Annotated in this window: 20 protein-coding genes; 11 read left to right on the top strand and 9 right to left on the bottom strand. The window is 35.0% G+C overall.

Annotated elements, in window-relative coordinates; all coding sequences use genetic code 11:
* The first annotated feature begins 7 nt into the window (after positions 1–7).
* Complete coding sequence (locus COE49_RS17625) at positions 8–1090, top strand: toxic anion resistance protein (RefSeq protein WP_088231752.1); 1083 nt, start codon at positions 8–10, stop codon at positions 1088–1090.
* A gap of 188 nt (positions 1091–1278) precedes the next feature.
* On the opposite strand, the gene COE49_RS17620 is transcribed toward COE49_RS17625, so the two are convergent.
* Complete coding sequence (locus COE49_RS17620; RefSeq protein WP_098945978.1) at positions 1279–3945, bottom strand: cation-translocating P-type ATPase; 2667 nt, start codon at positions 3943–3945, stop codon at positions 1279–1281.
* A gap of 193 nt (positions 3946–4138) precedes the next feature.
* A complete protein-coding gene (locus COE49_RS17615) occupies positions 4139–4363 on the bottom strand; it encodes a DUF1128 domain-containing protein (RefSeq protein WP_000366197.1) in 225 nt (74 codons plus the stop codon).
* Positions 4364–4535: 172 nt separating this feature from the next.
* Here COE49_RS17615 and COE49_RS17610 point away from each other — a divergent pair, with 172 nt between their 5' ends.
* The 3 genes from COE49_RS17610 to COE49_RS17600 are packed head-to-tail and all read left to right on the top strand — an operon-like array spanning position 4536 to position 6439.
* The gene (locus tag COE49_RS17610) at positions 4536–5000 is read left to right on the top strand and encodes a low molecular weight protein-tyrosine-phosphatase (RefSeq protein ID WP_088231750.1); all 465 of its coding nucleotides are present in this window, start codon (positions 4536–4538) and stop codon (positions 4998–5000) included.
* A gap of 53 nt (positions 5001–5053) precedes the next feature.
* Positions 5054–5569, top strand: a complete 516-nt coding sequence (locus tag COE49_RS17605; RefSeq protein WP_001085385.1) for a DUF4075 domain-containing protein — start codon at positions 5054–5056, stop codon at positions 5567–5569.
* Between the two features lie 6 nt (positions 5570–5575).
* Positions 5576–6439, top strand: coding sequence for a YihY/virulence factor BrkB family protein (locus tag COE49_RS17600; protein ID WP_088231748.1), 864 nt, complete (start codon positions 5576–5578; stop codon positions 6437–6439).
* Between the two features lie 190 nt (positions 6440–6629).
* Here COE49_RS17600 and COE49_RS17590 read toward each other — a convergent pair whose 3' ends face one another.
* Complete coding sequence (locus COE49_RS17590) at positions 6630–8555, bottom strand: heavy metal translocating P-type ATPase (RefSeq protein ID WP_098252941.1); 1926 nt, start codon at positions 8553–8555, stop codon at positions 6630–6632.
* A gap of 272 nt (positions 8556–8827) precedes the next feature.
* On the opposite strand from COE49_RS17590, the gene COE49_RS17585 reads away from it, so the two are divergent.
* Together COE49_RS17585 and COE49_RS17580 are read left to right on the top strand one after the other, a co-directional pair.
* Positions 8828–9769, top strand: coding sequence for a DMT family transporter (locus COE49_RS17585; protein ID WP_088231745.1), 942 nt, complete (start codon positions 8828–8830; stop codon positions 9767–9769).
* A gap of 121 nt (positions 9770–9890) precedes the next feature.
* The gene (locus tag COE49_RS17580; RefSeq protein ID WP_088231744.1) at positions 9891–10571 is read left to right on the top strand and encodes a lysoplasmalogenase; all 681 of its coding nucleotides are present in this window, start codon (positions 9891–9893) and stop codon (positions 10569–10571) included.
* Between the two features lie 39 nt (positions 10572–10610).
* On the opposite strand, the gene COE49_RS17575 is transcribed toward COE49_RS17580, so the two are convergent.
* Positions 10611–10895, bottom strand: coding sequence for a hypothetical protein (locus tag COE49_RS17575; RefSeq protein WP_088231743.1), 285 nt, complete (start codon positions 10893–10895; stop codon positions 10611–10613).
* A gap of 182 nt (positions 10896–11077) precedes the next feature.
* On the opposite strand from COE49_RS17575, the gene lepB reads away from it, so the two are divergent.
* Positions 11078–11614, top strand: a complete 537-nt coding sequence (gene lepB / locus COE49_RS17570) for a signal peptidase I (RefSeq protein WP_088231742.1) — start codon at positions 11078–11080, stop codon at positions 11612–11614.
* Positions 11615–11652: 38 nt separating this feature from the next.
* Here the strand turns inward: lepB and COE49_RS17565 are convergent, their stop codons facing one another.
* Complete coding sequence (locus COE49_RS17565; RefSeq protein WP_088231741.1) at positions 11653–14415, bottom strand: tetratricopeptide repeat protein; 2763 nt, start codon at positions 14413–14415, stop codon at positions 11653–11655.
* Positions 14416–14901: 486 nt separating this feature from the next.
* Between COE49_RS17565 and COE49_RS17560 the strand changes: the two genes are divergently transcribed.
* Positions 14902–15495, top strand: coding sequence for a DedA family protein (locus COE49_RS17560; protein ID WP_088231740.1), 594 nt, complete (start codon positions 14902–14904; stop codon positions 15493–15495).
* A 10-nt stretch (positions 15496–15505) separates the two neighbouring features.
* Here COE49_RS17560 and COE49_RS17555 read toward each other — a convergent pair whose 3' ends face one another.
* The 3 genes from COE49_RS17555 to COE49_RS17545 all read right to left on the bottom strand — a co-directional run bounded on the left by COE49_RS17555 (position 15506) and on the right by COE49_RS17545 (position 16759).
* Positions 15506–15934, bottom strand: a complete 429-nt coding sequence (locus COE49_RS17555) for an EamA family transporter (protein ID WP_098357432.1) — start codon at positions 15932–15934, stop codon at positions 15506–15508.
* Positions 15935–16040: 106 nt separating this feature from the next.
* Positions 16041–16187: a BH0509 family protein gene (locus COE49_RS17550; RefSeq protein ID WP_000817786.1), complete on the bottom strand. Its 147-nt coding sequence runs from the start codon at positions 16185–16187 to the stop codon at positions 16041–16043.
* A 155-nt stretch (positions 16188–16342) separates the two neighbouring features.
* The gene (locus COE49_RS17545; protein ID WP_000550210.1) at positions 16343–16759 is read right to left on the bottom strand and encodes a pyridoxamine 5'-phosphate oxidase family protein; all 417 of its coding nucleotides are present in this window, start codon (positions 16757–16759) and stop codon (positions 16343–16345) included.
* A gap of 179 nt (positions 16760–16938) precedes the next feature.
* On the opposite strand from COE49_RS17545, the gene cax reads away from it, so the two are divergent.
* A complete protein-coding gene (cax, locus tag COE49_RS17540) occupies positions 16939–17994 on the top strand; it encodes a calcium/proton exchanger (protein ID WP_140417424.1) in 1056 nt (351 codons plus the stop codon).
* An 81-nt stretch (positions 17995–18075) separates the two neighbouring features.
* Positions 18076–18873, top strand: coding sequence for a YfkD famly protein (locus COE49_RS17535; protein ID WP_088231737.1), 798 nt, complete (start codon positions 18076–18078; stop codon positions 18871–18873).
* Positions 18874–18909: 36 nt separating this feature from the next.
* Here COE49_RS17535 and yfkAB read toward each other — a convergent pair whose 3' ends face one another.
* A complete protein-coding gene (yfkAB, locus tag COE49_RS17530; RefSeq protein WP_088231736.1) occupies positions 18910–20037 on the bottom strand; it encodes a radical SAM/CxCxxxxC motif protein YfkAB in 1128 nt (375 codons plus the stop codon).
* A gap of 213 nt (positions 20038–20250) precedes the next feature.
* Here yfkAB and COE49_RS17525 point away from each other — a divergent pair, with 213 nt between their 5' ends.
* Positions 20251–20433 carry an SE1561 family protein gene (locus COE49_RS17525; protein WP_000513558.1) on the top strand — a complete coding sequence of 61 codons (183 nt, stop codon included), beginning with the start codon at positions 20251–20253 and terminating at the stop codon, positions 20431–20433.
* The last annotated feature ends 157 nt before the right edge of the window (positions 20434–20590 follow it).

The following is a 20590-nucleotide window of genomic DNA, read 5'->3' as shown; positions in this document are numbered from 1 at the left end:
ATACCATATGAATAACCCAGTCATACTAGATCCGAAAACAGAATTAAATGAGCAAACGGCACAAGATGTGCGTTTACAACTTAGACAAGATGCGGAAGTGCAACGTATTTATAATGCGGTAGATATTAAAGATCAATTAGAATTAATCGAACTTGGAAAAGAACCATCTATGGAAATTTCACGTTTCGCTGATCAAATTTTACATACAATGTCTTTATCAAAAATAGAAGACTCTGGTGAATTATTAAAACAGCTTGGTAAAATTATGGACAGATTTGATAGCAAAGACTTTGCGGAAGAGAAAAGTGGTTTCTTCTCACGTATGTTCAAAAAAGCAGATAAAATGATTGAACAAATCTTTAGTAAATATCAAACGATGGGCCGTGAAATGGATAAAGTATACGTGGAAATTACGAAGTATCAAGATGAAATGAAAAAATCAATTGGTACGTTAGATGGCCTGTATGAGCAAAACTTAAAGTATTATTTAGATTTAGAAAAATACGTAGTAGCAGGGGAAATGTTATTAGAGCGTTTAAATACAGAGTTAGTGCCGATGTATGAAGAGCGCGTACGTAATAATGACCAATTAGCTGGTATTGAATTAGAATCGCTTAAAAACTCTGTTGAAATTTTAGAACAACGTATTGATGATTTAGAAAAAGCACGTATGGTTGCGCTGCTTACAGCACCACAAATTCGTATGGTTCAACGTGGTAATAATAAATTAATTGGTAAGATCAATACAGCATTTATTACAACGATTCCTATCTTTAAAAATGGTATCATTCAAGCGGTGAATGCGAAGCGTCAAAAGCTTGTTGCAGATTCTATGGCTGAACTGGATCGCCGTACAAATGAGTTACTTAAGAAAAATGCACAAAATATTGCAACGCAAAGTGTGGAAGTAGCGAGATTATCAGGTTCTTCTAGTATTAAGATGGAAACACTTGAGGAAACTTGGAATATTATTTCAAGAGGTATGCAAGAAACACAACAAATTGAAGAGCAAAACAAACGTGAGCGTGAAGAAAGTCGCAAGCGTATGGCTACATTAACAGAGAACATCAAAAAAGAATTACAAGGATAAAGTGAAACTTTAATCAGTGGGGTTTTGTTCATCCCCACTGATTATTAGCCCACACCAATCGGACATTTATGGGCAGTTAATCTACCACCTAACTTCTTTGCTCAAGCTGAATTTTGAGGTGGGAGTTTTACTGCCCGGCAAATAGTGGGATAAATGAAAAGGCAATGAGGATGAGTCCTCATTGCCTTTTAGTTTCTCTTAACTAATTTAATGATTTCATTCACAACGAGCGGAACGATACTTAATAAGAGAACAAATCCCCAATCTCGCATTGTTAATGCGTGTACACCAAATATATTTGCAAGAGGTGGGATAGAGATGATACAAACTTGCATAAGAACCCCGATAAGAAGTGAGAAGACTAAATATTTATTTGTAAATATCCCAATTGAAAAGATGGATTTTGTTCTTGAACGCAAGTTAAATGAATGAACGAGCTGAGAAAAACTAAGAACGACAAATGCCATCGTTTGAGCATGTAATAGAGCGTCTTCATCGATTTTCTCTGGGAAAAGAGGAAATAAGTTTGTATCTCCAGTATAGAGTTTTGCCCCGACGATAAAGGCTGCTAGCGTTAAGAGTCCAATGAGAACCCCATTGAAAATGAGAAAAGGAATGCTACCGCTAAATAGGCTTTCTTTCGCACGTCGTGGCTTTTCTTTCATCACATCTGAATCTTCAGGATCAACACCGAGTGATAGTGCAGGAAGTGTGTCGGTAATTAAATTGACCCACAAAATGTGGATTGGGCGTAACGGTGTTGCCCAGCCAAGTAAAATGGCTAAAAAGAGAGCTATAATCTCTCCGAAGTTACAAGAAAGTAGGAAGAGAATCGACTTTTTAATATTAAGATAAATGTTTCTTCCTTCTTCAACCGCTTTAACGATAGATGAGAAGTTATCATCTGTTAAAACCACATCTGCGGCGCCTTTTGCTACATCTGTTCCTGTAATGCCCATAGCTACTCCAACATCTGCTTGCTTTAAAGATGGAGCATCATTTACGCCGTCACCAGTCATGGAAACGATGTTACCTTTGTCGCGTAATGCTTTTACAATCTTCACTTTATGTTCGGGAGAGACCCTCGCAAAGACATTTAAATGATTAATTTTACTTGCTAGTTCTGTATCCGAAATGGTATCTAATTCAGTTCCAATCATAATTTCAGATTTTTCTTCAGCAATCCCAAGTTCTTTTGCGATTGCAAATGCGGTGTCTTTATGATCACCTGTAATCATGACTGTACGAATGCCAGCTTTTTTACATTCTGTAATAGAATCTTTTACTTCTGTACGCGGTGGATCAATCATACCGACAAGACCGATAAAGATGAGGTTTTCTTCAAGATGATTTATATCGATATCGTTTGAAGTGTATTGTTTAAATGCGAATGAAAGTACTCTCAAAGCTTCTTGAGACATTGACCCGGCAGCGTCTAATATTTGATTTGTATCAGAATCAGTTAAAACCTCAATTTTGCCGTTTTTAAAAATATGGGTACAATGAGGTAAAAGTTTATCAATAGCGCCTTTCGTCATGCTATAGTAGCTTTCATTGTATGTATGAACTGTTGACATCATTTTACGATCGGAATCGAAAGGTACCTCATTAATACGTTCGTGTTTCTTTTCTAAATCCTCTTTTTGCATGTTAAAAGTGCTTCCAGCAACGAGAAGGGCAATTTCAGTAGGGTCCCCCGTTTGGGATTCGCTACTATAAGACGCATCGTTACATAGCACCATATTTTCTAACAACAGACGTTGTGCATCATTATTCACATTTAAATATTCTAAGTTGTCGTATGTGTTATCACTATAAAAGTGAGTAACGGTCATTTTATTTTGCGTTAACGTACCTGTTTTATCTGAACAAATAATTGTGACAGAACCGAGAGCTTCTACAGCTGGTAGTTTCCGAACGATAACGTTTTGTTTAATCATACGCTGCACACCAATTGCAAGAACGATGGAAACGATAGCTGGCAAGCCTTCTGGAATAGCTGCAACAGCTAAACTAATAGCAGTCATAAACATTTCTAACGTATCTCGTCCTTGTAAAAAACCGATGAGAAACATAATGATACAAATAGCTACAGCGACAAACCCTAAATATTTTCCTACTTGCGCTAAACTTTTTTGAAGTGGTGTCATATCATCGTCCGCTTCATGTAAAAGGGTAGCAATCTTACCAATTTGTGAGTTCATTCCAGTTTCAACAGCAACACCAACGCCTCTTCCATATGTTACTAGTGTTGACATAAAGGCCATGTTTTTTTGATCGCCGAGTGGTACTTGTTCATCGGTTTGCATAGAAGGATGATAAAGTGCATCCTTATCAACAGGGACAGATTCACCAGTGAGAGCAGATTCTTCAACTTTTAAGTTTGCCGTTTCGATTAGTCGTAAATCACATGGGATATAACGTCCTGCATCGAGCATAACAATATCACCTGGAACGACTTGTTCAGATGGAATTTCTTGTAGTTCACCACCACGTCTTACGATAGCTTTAGGCGTTGCCATTTTCTTTAGTGCTTCTAAAGCGTGCTCAGCCTTGGACTCTTGGATAACACCGATAACTGCATTTAATATGACAACGAGCGCGATAATGCTTGCATCGGCCCATTCTCCTACAAAGGCAGAAATAAGGGCAGCGATAAGAAGGACATACACAAGCACATCATTAATTTGAGCAAAAATCCGCTGCCATAAAGTTCGCTTTTGTTTTGCTGTTAATTCATTTGGGCCAAACTGCTTTAAACGCTCATTTACGCCGTCAGCTGTTAAACCGCTTTGTTCATTTGTTTTAAAATCTGTCAATATTTGATCTTTCGTCTTACTGTACCAATTGCTCATAAGTAAGCACCTCCAGTAAAAACAGTTAGCAATGGTAGTGTTGCTATTATTTGTGAGTAGTATGTATGGAGAAAAAATCTAAGGTGAGGTTCTACTTCCATTGTACAGTATTTTAGAGTTAGTTGAGGGAAAGAGAAGAGTTGTCATGAATTTGTTGGAAATAAAAAGAAGCCTCATATAAGAGAGGCTTCTTTTACTTTTTAATTAATGTACCCAATTCTTCTGTAATAGCTTGCATTTCACTAATGCTGAATGTTTCACGTTTCATAACATGCTCATAAATGTCACGTAAGTCTTCGTACATTTCTTCATTAAAGCTAGCAGCTCTCATCGCACCAGCATTAACCATACGTAATTTTTCTTTAATAGCTTCGACCATATATTCAACATTTTCTTCTGATTTTACGGATAAATCCACCGAAGTGTCCCCCTTTAAAATAACATAAGGTTATCTTAACATTTTTTATCATTTTCGTTAATGAATCTTTTCAATCCTATTAAATTAGTAGGGATTTCCTTTATAATTAATAATTGGTTGTTTATACTATAAATATATATAGAAATGCACCAAGAAGGGAAGAAACAAAAAGATGGTTCAAGTATTGTTTGTTTGTCTTGGGAACATTTGCCGTTCTCCGATGGCAGAAGCGATTTTTCGAAATCTTGTCGTAAAAGAGGGACTCGAAGAGAAAATTGTCATTGATTCTGCAGGAACTGGAGATTGGCATATTGGTCATCCGCCACATAAAGGAACACAAAAAATTTTAAAAGAAAATGCAGTCACTTTTGAAGGAATTAAAGCAAGGCAAGTAGAAAAAGAAGACTTAACAAAGTTTGATTATATTATTGCCATGGACAACAAGAATATAGCAGATTTAAAAAGTTTAGGTAAAACTGGAGGCTATATTGGTAGGCTGTCCGATTTTGTTCCAGACGGTGGCTGGACAGACGTTCCTGACCCTTACTATACAGGGAATTTCCAAGAAGTATATGACCTTGTAACAGAAGGGTGTGCAAAGCTATTAGCTTTCATTCGAAATGAACAAGGAATATGAGGAAGCTTAGAAAGAAATACTTTCTAACATAAGAAATGAAAGGGTGAAGGAATATGGCAAAGAAAAATAATATTGCTCGAAACATTGCGATTGGTGTAGCTGCAGGTGTAGCTGTATCTATGTTAAAGAAAGAAAACCGTGAAAAAGTAAAAAATACAGCAGAAAAAGCAAAAACAAAGATGATTGAAATTGGCGAAAATGCAAAGATCAAAGAAAAAGTGCAAACTGTTACAGATAAAGGACGCGAACTTGCTGATTTCAATGTAGTGAAAGCGAAAGTAGCAGAAATCAAAAAATTGACGCCGTCTGTTGTAGAAACGTTAAAAGAAACGAAAGAAATTTTTAGTAAGAAAAAGGTTGAGCCAGCAGAGAAGCCAGAAACAATTGAAATTCAAGCTGTATCTTCGAAGGTAGATGAGCTAAAAGCAGAAGAAGAGCCAGTAGTAGCTGAAGATGGTGGTATGAAAGAAGCGCGTGAATTATTTATGAAAGACTCAAATGTAGAGGGAAAAAAAACAGAAGCGTACATTGAGTTAAAGCAAGATAAAGAAGAGAAGAAAAGCGTTTAAACATATATGAAAAACATCTTAGAAAAGGTGAGAAGACATCGTACTTATTCGTTTGGTAAAGATTTGTATGACCGGACGATGCGCGATGATGTAGCGGGCTTGGCAGCACAGCTCGCTTATTTCTTCTTGCTTGCGATTTTTCCTGGGCTTGTTTTCTTAATTACGCTTCTTGGATTCATTGACCTTCAAACAGAAAGTGTGCTCAATTTATTAGAACCGTACGTACCGGAAGAAGCAATGTACTTAATTGAAGTAAACGTAGATAAAGTTGTAAATGAGCAAAATGGTGGTTTATTATCATTTGGTTTACTGTCGATGCTATGGTTTGCTTCAAACGGAGTGAATGCTATTATGAATGCTTTCAACCATGCGTATGATGTAACAGAAACACGTTCTTTTATTAAAACGAGAGTGTTATCAATTGTGTTTACATTAGCGATTATTTTTATGATTGTGTTTGCACTCATTGTTCCAGTTTTCGGACAAGTGATTGGGGCAGCGGTATTTAAAGCAATTGGTTTATCGGATAGTTTTTCTTATGTGTGGAGTATTACACGATTAGTAGCGAGTTTCTTCGTACTATTTGCGTTGTTTAGTTTTTTATATACATTTGTACCAGATCGAAAGTTAAAAAGAAGAGAAGTCATTTCAGGAGCAACATTTGCTACTGTAGGATGGATTGTGGTATCGTACTCATTTGCTTATTATGTAGATAAGTTTGCGAATTACGCCAATACATATGGTGGGCTCGGTGGTATTATTATTTTAATGTTATGGTTTTACTTAACTGGATGGGTAATTTTACTTGGCGGTGAAATTAATGGTTTACTCTATCATTATAGAACGGGTGACAATAATTCCCGTAATTAAAAATGATCTCTTGTTCCATAATAAAAGGGAACAGGGGGGATATTTCATGAGTAATAATAAAAAGAACCACAACAATAAAAATAACAATAAACAAAAGAGCAGTTCGCATCCAAAGCATAAAACGAGTAGTAGTGCGAACGGGCATAATAGCTACCATTAGAAAAAACGGGTCCTCTATGAGGACCCGTTTTTATTTGTTTCCTTTTAATAATCGTAAGCCATTTAAAATGACAAGAATCGTACTTCCTTCATGCCCAATAACACCGAATGGAAGAGCTAAAAATTGCAAGAAATTGGAACAAATAAGCATTGCAATTACAGCTAGCGAAAAAATTACATTTTGTTTCACGATACGGTTCATCCGTTTTGATAAACGGATTGCTTGGGAGAGTCGAGATAATTCGTTCTTCATAAGAACAACGTCTGCAGTCTCTAATGCTACGTCTGTTCCTTCACCCATTGCCACACCAATGCTAGCGGTAGCGAGTGCAGGAGCATCATTTATACCGTCTCCTACCATTGCTACTGTACCGTATTTCTCTTTTAACTTTTTAATCGTTTCAACTTTTGTTTCAGGCAAGCATGATGCGTAATATTCCTTTATATTACTTTCAGAGGCAATTGCTTTTGCTGTTTCCTCATTATCACCGGTAATCATAATAGCTTCAACACCAATACTTTGTAAATCATGAATGGCAGCTATTGTTTCTTGGCGAAGCGTATCTTTTAAAGCGATAAGTCCAAGAATGCCCTCTTCATCACTAATATAAACGACAGTTTTACCTTCTTTTTCAAGCGAGGCAGCAATACCATCATGAAATGTCTTTGCTTCTTCACCGATAAAATTAGCTTTCCCTATTTTATAAGCTTTGTTTTCGAATATTCCTTTTAGCCCAAAACCAGTTACATCTTCAACATTTTCTGGTTTTATTAATGTAATGTCATACGTATGCTGTGCATAGTTCACAATGGCTGTAGCTAAAGGATGTGTAGAGTGACTTTCAATTGATGCTGTAATAGAAAGCACTTCTTTTTCTGTTATATTTTCTCGAACATATATATCTGTTACGGTAGGTTTTCCTTGTGTTAATGTTCCTGTTTTATCAAAGGCAATCGCCTTTACTGAAGCTAGTCGTTCTAAATGAATACCGCCTTTAAAGAGAATACCGTTTCTCGCTCCGTTTGAAATTGCTGATAAAGTTGCTGGCGTAATCGCTGCAACTAATGCACAAGGAGAAGCGACTACAAGTAAAATCATAGCGCGATAAAACGTTTCATTCCAACTCCAATCCAGTAAGAAATGTGGAACGAACATCATAAGCGCGACAACGATTAGTACTCCTTTTACATATGTTCCTTCAAACTTTTCGATGAATAGTTGTGATGGTGATTTTTCGCTTTGTGCACTTTGAACGAGACGAATAATCTTTTGAAATAGTGTTTGATCGCTCGGCTTCGTAATTATAACTTCGATAGCACCACGTAAATTTACAGTTCCGGCAAATACTTCATCACCATGTTTTTTTTCATTTGGAATAGGCTCCCCAGTGATAGCTGCTTCATCGATATTTGTTTCACCATTATGAATTGTGCCATCAGCAGGAACACGCTCACCGGGCTTAATTAAAATAATATCGTTAATTTGTAATTGTCCAACAGGAACGCGTTTCTCAATTCCATTTGATATACGTAATGCTTCTTCAGGTTGTAAATCAAGAAGCGCTGAAATTTCTTTTTGACTTTTACTTAACGTATAAGATTCCATTGCACCGCTTAGTGCAAAGATGAAGATTAAAATAGCACCTTCTGCCCAGTAGCCAATTACTGCAGCCCCAATGGCAGCAAAGAGCATGAGCATTTCGACATTTAGCTCTTTTTCTTCAATGGTATCTTCAATACCTTCTTTCGCTTTTGCATACCCACCAACTATATAAGCAAGGATATAGCAAGTAATACCCACATGTATTGCATCGTTCTTTGTGAATAACCAGCCAACTAAAATAAAAATACCAGATGCGATTGCAAATATAAGTTCATAGTGCTTTTTTAATGTTTGAATCCAAGATGGAGTAGGTACGTTTTGTTTTGATGGTAATGTTTTTACTTCCGAGTTCATTATTACTCGCCCCTTTCAAATTCTTATTGAGAAGAAGAATCAAAATCGAAACCCCTATAAAACGACGAAAGCTGCCATCCATTAATGGACAGCAGCATTTCTGTTAAAAATAATTTTAGTAATTATTATGTTGTAATTATTCTATAGTATAACATATGTTTTTGAGAGATGGTATGTTTTTGTTTTAAGTATAAACTGAAAACTTGTGTTTTCACAGTTCCTTTGGTATATATGAATATTGTTCGTAAAAAGATCGGAAAGGAAGACAACAAGTGAAGACAGAGAAAATTTTTACCCATCCGCTTGGCGTGTTTATTGCTGCAATAGTAGCAACCTTTTTATGGGGGAGTGCATTCCCTTTTATTAAGCTAAGTTATGCTGAACTTGGAATTCAGCCACAAGAAGTTGGGGAGCAAATATTATTTGCTGGTTATCGTTTCTTCTTATCTGGAGTCATGCTCTTATGCTTTTTTAAAGTGTTAGGAAAAGATATGAACTTCAAAAAAGGAACGGGGAAACAGTTAATACAAATTGGTTTATTTCAAACATTTCTTCAATATATATGTTTTTATATTGGACTGAGTTATAGTTCAGGAATTGAAGGAGCTATTATTTCGGGCACATCATCGTTCTTTCAAATTTTACTTGCGCACTTTTTATATAAAGATGATGCTCTCAATATGAGAAAAATAATCGGGGTTTCTATCGGTTTTTGCGGTGTTATTTTAGTAAATGTACCAAGTGATGGTAGTTTATCATTCCATTTCGGAATCGGTAGCTTATTACTTCTTAGTGCAGCAATGCTGTATTCATATGGGAACATATTGGCGAAAGAAGGTAGCAAAACGTTAGATGTTGGATATATGACAGCATATCAAATGATTTTTGGTTCAATAGGATTGTTATGTATAGGCGGATTTCAAGTAGGCGCAATACCATTTACATTTAGTTTACATGCAACCCTTATGCTAATCTATTTATCTTTCTTATCTGCAGCTGGTTTTTGTATCTGGAATACAATTATGAAGTACAATAAGGTTGGACAAGTATCAATGTATATGTTCTTTATACCTGTATTTGGTGTATTATTATCGAGCATGATTTTAGGAGAAACAATTCATTCATTTGTATTATTCGGTTTAGCATGTGTTGCGGCGGGAATTATTGTAGTAAACCGTACCCCAGCTAAGCAGGAAGAAAAACAAGTAGCGTAGAGAATAGAAAAGCGATTAAAATGGAAGAACAGTATTGTTCTTCTTTTTTTTGTAGAAAAAGGATAATAGGCTGGGTATAACGAAAAAAGATACAAAAAGAATTTATTGAGGAGAAAATGTTATGAACGTACTTTACATGGTGTTAATCGGACAGATCATTCTTTTTTTCATGGGGGCGATTTACGCAATACGGCAGACAAAAAGAACGAAGGAAAATATGCCGTTGCCTTTAGCAATTCGTCTTATTCTTAGTTTTTCTTTAACAGGCAGTGCGATTTTTATATGGTTACAAGACCCTTCGGCAGAATATAGTACGTGGGTTGCGCTTGGTATGACTTTATCGACTGTAGGAGATTTGTTTATGGCAGGATTGATTCCAATTGGTCATAGATTAATTGGAGGAATGGTTACTTTTGCTCTTGCTCATTGTTTTTATGTAAAAGCATTTTTACAAACAGGAATTTCGTGGGATGGCTTTTGGATTGGTTTACTCGTATACGGACTCTTTCTAATTATAGGCTGGTTCTTTTTTATCCGAAATGAAAAGCAGGATAAGCTGTTTACGATAGGAGCTCTCGTTTACGGATTATGGGTTGGAGGAATGGCTTGCTTTGCATTCGCTTTATATTACGAGAATTCAGGCATATGGTGGGCACCAGCGTTTGGTGGTTTATTGTTTGTGATTTCAGATTTCATTATTGGTGTGACAGATATTGGTGGACGCAAACTGAAATATGAACCACTTTGGATTTGGTTTACATATGTCGCGGCTCAAATGTGTATTGTATATGTAGGATTATAAAAAAAAAGATACTCTCANNTGAGAGTATCTTTTTTTTTACTATGCTACTATATTTTTTTGTTGTAGAGCAGAAAGGCTATACTCATCAGCTGCTTTATAACCTTTAGCTAATAAATCATTGATATATAGTTTGTTGTAAATGAAGCAGAACACTAGGTTAGAGAATCCGAATGTAAACATGCCAGCGACTAAAATAATTAGAAACCATTTCCAGTCTCCGCGGAATATAGCAGGGAAAAAACCAAAGAAAAATACAGTCCAACTAAAACCAATTTTTGCTTGTTTAATTTGGCCGGTATTTTCATTTTTAAGCATAACTTTCATAGAAAAAGTCCTCCTAGGTACATAAAAATAGAATAAATGCAAGCTATAGTATATCAGAATAATACATTTTTGAATATTATTATTTTAAGTTTGTAATATTGTGATTATATAATTCAGAATTTTATAGAAATTTATCGGTTGAATTATTTATAATAAAAGTAAAAAGATGATGAGATGGTGGAATAATGCAAAAGAAAAAACGTTTGCGTGAATTCTTTGGAACAATTGTGATTGCATGTTTATTGGTGTTTTTGGCGAAAATTTTCGTGTTTTTTCCTACAACTGTAAAAGGAGCATCTATGAGGCCAACGTTACAAAATGGTGATAAGGTGATTGTTAATAAGTTGGCTAAACACTTTGAAAGCTATGAAAGAGAAGACATTATTGTTGTGAAGACAGATAATTTTTATGTAAAAAGAGTAATTGGATTGCCGGGAGATGTAATTGAGATGAGAAATGATCAATTATATGTGAATTATGAAGTGAAAGATGAAGAGTATTTGTATAGTAATAAAAAACAAGCTGAAAAAAAACTTATGAATTTAACAGAGGACTTTGGACCGATTACAGTTCCTAAAAATAAGATTTTTGTTATGGGAGATAATCGTTTAATAAGTAAAGATAGCAGAAATGGTTTAGGGCTTATTAATAGAGAAGATGTATTAGGGAAGTTAGCCGCGATTTATTATCCATTTGAACATATGAAAATGATGAATTAAAAAAAACCAAGCAAATTGTAGTTTGCTTGGTTTTTTTGTTAAACAGTAGGAGATTCATTAGATACAAAGATGTCTTCCTGTTTCTTCGTAGTACTTAAAATGAATTTATGTTGTAGCAATTGTAGTTTGAATAACGCTAAAGGATCATGATACGTTTCTGGATTACTTCTCAGCGTTGCCAATGTTTGTTCGTCTTCCTGAATCTCAAGTTGAGCTGTTTCTACATTTTGTTTCAATATACTAAGTGGATCTTTAAAGAACATCATGATATCGCGTTCTAATGCCCCTTCAAATACTTCAAATTGAAGGAAGAATTGTTTTGAGATTGCTTGAGCAATTTCTGTATAGTCTTCTGTTTCAATATATTGTTTATATTTGTTTGCGAGCATAGATTGGTTTTTCTGCATATTACCAAATAGTTTTCCGGCACTCTTTAAGAAAAATTGTGTCGGTGTAAAGCGTAATAAAATATTGATGTTTGTTACTGTAATTCGATTCGTCATTCGTACAACATCTCGATTCCAATCATCTAACAATTTGAAATCACAAGGAAGTTTCATACGTTCTTCTTTATAGAGTTTATTGAAAGTTTCGCTCATTTCATCTAAATAAGCTTGTGCTTGAATAAATTCATTATGAGCTGTTTCAATCCACTCTTGAATAGACCCAGTAAATTTAGGAAGAAGCACTTGTTGCACATGTTTTTGAATTCGTTCGTTCATTGCAGTATTTAATTCTTCATGAACTAACTTAAAATCACTATCTTCTTGAACAAGGTCAGAGCAACTCTGTAATAATTCAGGGATTTGAGAATGTATATCTCGTGTAATTTCTTCTTTCGTTAATAGATAAGAGTCTGTAATCGAACGAATTTTGTCTTTTTCAAGAGCAGTAAGATTGTTAATAAATCCATTAAGTTTTACTGAGATATGTTTATTCCAGCGCACTGATTTTACTAATGTATTTTCTAATTCCACACGCTCATTCACAAGGTATGCGATTGTTTTTTGAGTAAACCATATTAGTTTTTCTATACGTTCTTGCTCCATGTTGCGTTCTGCGAGATTAGAGAGAACGGACTCTGTTACATCCCCAAGTTGCTGGCTACTCTCTTGTGAAGGAGAGTATGGGAAAAATTGTGCATTTGGGAAATGAACTTTAAGTTTACTAATTAGTTTTTCATTAGTAGTCGCATTATTTGTGTGTAATACGAAATGAATTTTTAAGTTTGGCACCTGTTCACGTAAATAAAGTAATGTATCAAGTTCTTCACCATGTAATGGGGAAGCGGAATTTAATACGTAAAGGAGGCTGTCTGCTGCTTGTAAGTATTCAAAATAGGGGCTATTTTTATCCAATTGTCCCTGAATAGATGGTGTAACAAGAAATGCAAACTTATTTTTTCTTAAAAATCTACTTGGTAGCTTAACTTCTATACATTTTTTCTCAAGTTCTAACTGGGAAGATGTAGCCATTATTTGATGGAATTCATCAAAGTTCGGTATATTTCGTACATCTAACTCATTGAATTCTGTTATTTCAGTTTGGCTATCGTCTTTAAATAAAACAGGAGTTGTTAAAGTCTCAGTTAAGATATTCTCTCCTAATATGGAATTGACGAATGACGCTTTATCATAATCACTAGTGCCTGCTATTAGTAATTGTGTAACATTTAAATCGCATAGCTCATGGACGAGTAGTGTAAATTGATGGCTTAAATCCACATCATTTTTCTCGGCCCACACAGCAATTGTTTCGAATAAATGAGAAACAGTTTCCACGTTTACATTTGCTTCAGTTGATGAATTAGAAAGTAAAGCGCCAGCACTTTTTACGAGTAGTGATTCTAAAGTTGTAGGTGAAACCTCATTCCATGCTAACACTGCAGCAGAAACAATTAGAGAATCTTTTGCTTTCATTAAACTAAACCAATTTGTTAATAGATCTGGTACAAGTCCTTGCAATTCATGCATAAAATGCTCACCAGTAATTAATGCAAAGTAAGTCTCTTGGTAGCGAGAAGAGATTTCAGACCAATCATCATTATTATCTGTTTCAATATGTAAGAATAAGTGATTTATCGTTTGAATCCATGGTAAATACAACGTGTCATCTTGATAGCTATTCCAAAGAGCAATAACAAGTTCTTTAAATTGTACTTGATCAATGGCATATAAAGCTTTTAAAGACTCATAGAAATATTCTGGTTTAATTTGTTTCGTAAATCCTTGATTCACATAATTGATTAAAGTATCGAACCAGTGTAATGAGTTTGTTCGAATTCCTTCTTGAACAGCAAGTTCTATAGCATTATTCCAATCTTCTTGTTTTTCATAGAAAGAGCGAGCGATGGCAGTAATATTTGGATAGTCAGGTTGAAATGCAACAGCTTCACTAATGGTTTTAAATGCTAGTCCTAAACGATCTTGTTCGATGTAAAGAGAAAGGAGTTGTAGGGAAACTTCCATCGTAAGAGTTGTATCTTCTGTTTGAATAGCTTGATAAATTTCTTCTGCTTTTGGTAAGAAGCCTAGTTCAAAATAAGCGTCTGCAATATTTTTGGTTGCCCAAAGTGCCAGGTCGTTATTTACTTTGTCCCATTTAAATATAGCTGCTTCAAAGTCTTTATTTTGGTAATAAAGTTCACCTTGAGCAAAGCGGACATTAGAAATGTTTGAGAATTCATTTTGGGATTCATTTATATATGCTTCACCGAGTACTTCCGATACTGGAGTAGAAGTTTCTTCAGTTAAAAATGTTTTATAGTAAACCTTTTGGATAAATTGATTTTCAATGGTCATGTTCGTTCCCCCTGTATAATTTAGAAAAATGATGTTGTATGTTAAAGGGCGCATGTTTTTTATAGGTAGAAGTTGCATTATATAGACCAAACTATGTTTTTGCTAGGTATATCATTTTTCCTGAGAGTTAAACCGTTGCGAAAAGTAACTTTCCTTTATTGTAACAAAAAAACAAGCATATGAATTTTTATTTTTTAATCCTGCTGTTTGCGGGTCTTAAGAATCTCATCTCAAAATTGGATGAATACAAGGAAGTAAAGTGGGAATTGGGCTGTCCGTAAAAGCTTGATTGGTGCGGGAGAATAATCCGTTTGGGATGAAGAAAACTCCCACTGTTTAAAGTTTTACTTTACCTTACCTAAAGGGGTGAATAGAAGTAGAGTTGATTATAAAAACAATGTATAGTGAATATGTATACCATGTTTGTCTTAAAGATAGAAAGGGCACAATGTGGAATAACGATCGTGCATAGGATGTGTCTTCCGAATGGAACAACATATTGGCGAGCTAATCGCACATTATGGGTATTTTGGAATTATTATAGCTTTGGCTGGTGGGATTGTCGGATTACCGATACCAGACGAATTTTTATTGACCTTTGTTGGTTATAATGTTTCAAAAGGAGTTATGTCAGGAACCGCTGCTTTTTTAAGTGGGATGGCTGGTGCAATGTTAGGGATTACATTAAGCTACATACTAGGTTTAAAACTGGGCCTTCCTGTTTTAAAAAAATACGGCCCAAAAATTAGAATTAAAGAACATCACATTGAAAAAACACATGTTTTATTTGAAAAATACGGCCCATTTCTTTTAATGATTGGTTATTTTATACCAGGAGTCCGTCATTTAACAGCATATTTTGCTGGGGTTTCGAATTTAACACTTTGGCGTTTTTGTTTGTATGCTTACGGTGGTGCACTCATTTGGATAAGTGTTTTTATCGGACTTGGTTGGAAGCTTGGAGAGAAGTGGCGTTTCGTTGAGTATAGTTTACATCATTATGGAATATGGATTTTAATCATTTCAGCAGTTGTTACATGTATTGTATGGTTTTACATAAAGAAAAAGAAAAACCGCTAATAGCGGTTTTTTAGCTGAAAGCAATAAATAGTACACCGGCTGTAATGAAGATTACACCAATACCGGTCATAAAGTTTAACTTTTCACCGAGTATAACCATCGCGAGAATAATAGAAAACACTACACTTAATTTATCGACAGGAGCTACTTGAGAAACCTTTCCTGTTTTTAAGGCGAGAAAATAAAATAACCATGACGAAGCACCTGCAACCCCACTTAATGTGATAAATAGCAGTGCTTTTTTATTTAAGAGAACATCGCCGATATTTTGAAATTTACCTTGTATAATAATAACGCCGACCATAAATAAGGCCATAATAATAGAACGAACCGTCGTCGCGACATTGGCATCGATTCCATCTAAACCAATCTTTCCAAAAATAGATACAAGGGCAGCAGTAATTGCTGATAATAGTGCGAATAAGAGCCAAGAATTCATAGTAAATTTCCTCCAATCTTACATTATCATACATGAAAACCATTCTTATGTATTAGTAACGAAATAATCCCCACCTTATTTTTTTAATAAGGTGGGGATTATTATACTACTCTGCAATTTCCTCATATAAAAAGTACGTTACATTATAAATATGTTCTACTTCATCATCCGTCATAAATAACAATTCGTCACGTTCAATCCCTTTTTTCTTTTCGATAAACTCAATCATGTTTTTTCGTTCTTCTCTTTTCATCAATTTTATTTCCCCTCTCAATCTGTTTTAATACAGTTTATTTAAGTTACTGCTATTATATAACAGAATCTTTAGAAAGTTCCACCTATTTTATTGTTTTTTTTCAGAAGAACTTTTCGACAAAACAAGCCCACCTAAGGGGGCTTGTTTTTATTTTATAGTCGTAAAAACTCGGGCTCCGTCGTACCAGCACCATCGATGTAATAAATTGTGTCGGGATTGATTTTAATTAGTACATAATTAGGGTCTTCAGGACCGAGTAACCAACGCTTTAAGCTATTATTCCAAAACTTGTTTTTTAATGTGGAGTCTTCCTCGATGGAGGCTAAGCCTTCAACTTCAATATAATCTTCATCTAATTTTTTTCCTTCACGCCCAAGTAGTACATGTACATTTGGATTGTTTTCAATATCTGTTATCTTTTTTGATTGTCGATCTGTTGCAACATACAGTACAAAATCTTCATGGAAAAACATCATAAATGCGCTATGAGGTTTATCATTTCGTACTGTAGATAATACACCAGTGCGTTGACCTTGAATAATAGTTGCGATTTTTTCTTTTAAGTGCATAATTTTAACCTCTTTTCAAAATTTATAATTCTGCCTGTTCAAACAAGAAAATTTAAATATCTTTCATACTGTTTTCTTCAATCCGATTTTTTAAACGTAATTGTGATGAAATCGGACAAGTTAGGAGAAGAATAATATTAATGATGAGGAGAAATACATACGATGGAAGGATGAAAAACATGTTTAATAAAATATTTCTGATAGTAGCGCTTATAGGTGTACCACTCTCTGTACTTGGGAAAACACTTCATTGGCCCCAAACGATTATGTTCGCTGTGTATTGTATTACTATTATCGCATTAGCCGGTTTTATGGGGAGAGCAACAGAAAGTTTGGCAATTGTTTCTGGGCCTAGAATAGGCGGATTATTAAATGCTACTTTCGGTAATGCTGTTGAATTGATTATTTCAATTTTTGCACTTCAGGCAGGATTAATTGAAGTTGTTTTAGCCTCTTTAACAGGTTCTGTACTTGGAAATTTATTACTAGTAGGAGGGCTATCCTTCTTTGTAGGAGGTCTTAAATATAAAAGACAAAGTTTTAATGTGTATGATGCAAGGCATAATTCAGCTTTATTAATATTTGCCGTTGTCGTAGCTTTTGTTATTCCGGAGATTTTTGCGATGAAGATGGATGCTGGAAAGACGTATCAATTAAGTATAGGAGTTTCTATTATTATGATTATTATGTACCTTGCTGCATTGCTATTTAAGTTAGTTACGCACCGTGGTGTATATCAACATAAGAGTGATGAAGTAGCTCATGAGGAAGAGCCTGAGTGGTCGAAAGGAAAAGCACTACTCATTTTAGCTATAGCGACAATTGCGGTAGCTTATGTGTCAGAGGCGCTTGTGCATACATTTGAGACGGTTGCAAAGTCGTTTGGCTGGTCAGAGTTATTTATAGGGGTTATTATCGTCGCAATTGTTGGGAATGCAGCAGAACACGCTTCTGCAATTCTTATGGCTTATAAAAATAAAGTAAATATTGCAGTTGAAATCGCAGTAGGTTCGACTTTACAGATTGCGATGTTTGTTGCTCCTGTATTAGTACTTCTGTCTATGTTTTTTGTACAAAAGATGCCTTTAGTATTTACGATACCAGAACTTGTTTCTATGATTACAGCTGTTTTCTTAACGATTGCGATTTCGAATGATGGAGATACAAACTGGTTTGAAGGAGGCACTTTATTAGCGGCATACGTCATTATGGGAATTGGTTTTTATTTATTATGAAAAATAGGCATAACAATTGTACCCAGAGAAAACAATAAACAAAGTAGTATATATACCTTTACGTAGGAAGGAGCCAGACAGGTGAAAAGAGTATACAGCATATGTCTTTCAACTATGGTCTCGTTTATTTTATTATTTCCTAACAGTAGTTTTGCAAAGACGACAGTAGAAGTAAAAGTGCCTTCATCTGTTTTAAATATTTCAAAAGATAATACATTTCCAAATGACGCACAAGATTTGCCGCGTTTACAGCCAAGTAAATTCGCTCAAGAATTATTGAAAACGGCAAACATTACAATTGAAAATCCAGACTTAATTCGGATGTTTAATGAAACGACAATTTCAAATGCGCCACTTGCTGTGGGATACAGGGCAAAAATTTATTTAGGACAATGGGCATTAAATTATGAATCGATAGATACATCAATTAATTGGGAGTATAAGCAAGTGAATCGCAATGTGTATGATAACCGCGGGGGAGATCGCTTATACCCACTTCGTTATAAGCAAGAAACGCAAAAGACAGTTGAGGGTGATTTAACGGCAGATATGAGAGATGCTGCTGATGTGAAAAAAATGATGCTTCTAAAAGCGCTTGAAAAGGTACAATTGCCCCTTTCATTTAAAACAACGATTGGTTATGGAACGGGACATGAGCGTGTGTATAATATTAGTCCGAGTCAACTTGGGTATTTATACGCTTATACACCAGCTGTAAATGAAAAAGGAAAAGTAACATTCGGAGAAGTGTATCTTGTGTTAAAGGGAAATCAAAAAAGGCTTGTTGTGAAAAATATTACCTCGCAGGGAATTGGAGCAGCGATTCCGATTCATGATCATTTATATTTTAAATTCATTTCTTCTTCCCACTCGCAATAACGTAAAAACGTCAGCTTATAAGCTGACGTTTTTTGTTTATAATGTAATATTTGCTGTTTTTGATAAGAAATCTTCTGTTGGATAGTAGCTGTTTTTTACAAGAACGTTCGGTCCAAGGCATTTTACTGCAGGACAGTGACAGCTTAATGATTTTGCTGTTTTTGAAGCACTCCATTTGTCATAAGCCTCTTGTAGTGTGTTTGTTTGTACGTTACCTAGAAGTGGTACGTCACCGAAATCAGTTACGATAATATTTCCATCAAAAATATTGACGTTTAAACGAGAACGGCCATCAGGGTCATTACGGACTGTTACATTTTTGCTTTCTTGTAATTTTTTAAATGTGGCGATGTCCCGCTCGTCATCGCTACAAGCGTAGAAAGGTAAAGTCCCAAATAACATCCATACATTTTCGTCGCGAATTTCTAGTAAATGTTCAATTGCATCACGAATTTCAGCTTTTGTTAAAATTTCTAGATTGCTCGCGAAATCACTTGGATACATTGGATGTACTTCGTGACGTTTACAGCCCATTTCTTCGACAATTTGACGATGAATATGTTCAATATGTGGTAGAGTTCTTTTGTTTAACATCGTTTCGGCTGATACGAGTACACCTGCATCTGATAGAGCTTTACTATTTGTAATCATTCGTTCAAATAATTTTGCACGCTGTTCATAAGTAGGTTTACGCTCCATCATTGCAAATCCACCTTCAACGAAATCATCAATTGTTCCCCAGTTATGAGAAATGTGCAGTACGTCTAAATAAGGAATAATTTGTTCGTAACGTGCTAAATCTATAGTTAAGTTTGAGTTGATTTGAGTGCGAACGCCTCGTTCATGGGCGTATTTTAAGAGTGGTGTTACATAGTTGTCGACGGATTTCTTTGAAAGCATAGGTTCTCCGCCAGTAATACTTAAAGAACGTAAATGAGGAATCTCATCTAATCGTTTTAATAAAAGCTCCATCGGAAGCGGATTTGGATCTTTCGGCTGTAATGTGTAACCAACAGCGCAATGCTCGCAACGCATATTGCATAACGTTGTCGTTGTAAACTCAACGTTTGTTAATAGTAGTTTGCCGTACTCTTCAAGGTCCATATACGCTTCCCATGGATCGTAAGAAGGAGTAATCGGCTTCATTTTTTGTGATATCGTCATATGAAATACTCCTTTGACTATTGAAATAACAATTTGTCCATTCTCTATAATAGAAGAATATGTGCTTTTTATAAAGTGAAACTTTTCAGGAGAAAAAGAGAGAGGGCTTACATTATCATGAATGACTGTGACAAAATTGATGAAATTTTATGTCCATAGTAATCATTTTTGCGGTATAATAAAAGCAACTCGAATTAAAAGGAGAGTGCCTTCATGGGAAAAGCAATTCAAGATAAAGATACACAATTAGTATATTTAAAAGAACGTTTAAATATGTTCATTGAAGTAATTGATACAATTGAACCTGAAGAAGTAGAGTTAGAAGATGTAGATCGTCTTCTTGCGATGTTAGATGAATTAGAATTAAAATGTGAGCAATTTAAAAAAGACGAATAATATATTAAAAAGGCTGCCAATACAAAATTGGTAGCCTTTTTCTGTACGGATAATAGAAGGACGGTAGAAAAAGAGGTATAATCAAGTTGTGAAAAATTTCATTTATCCTTTAATAGCATGAAATATATATAGCTGAAGAGTATAACAATGGAATTTT

Origin of the sequence: Bacillus sp. AFS029637 (assembly GCF_002584985.1) — a bacterium.
In the GTDB taxonomy this organism is placed as follows: domain Bacteria; phylum Bacillota; class Bacilli; order Bacillales; family Bacillaceae_G; genus Bacillus_A.
This window is presented reverse-complemented; position numbering and strand designations above follow the sequence as displayed.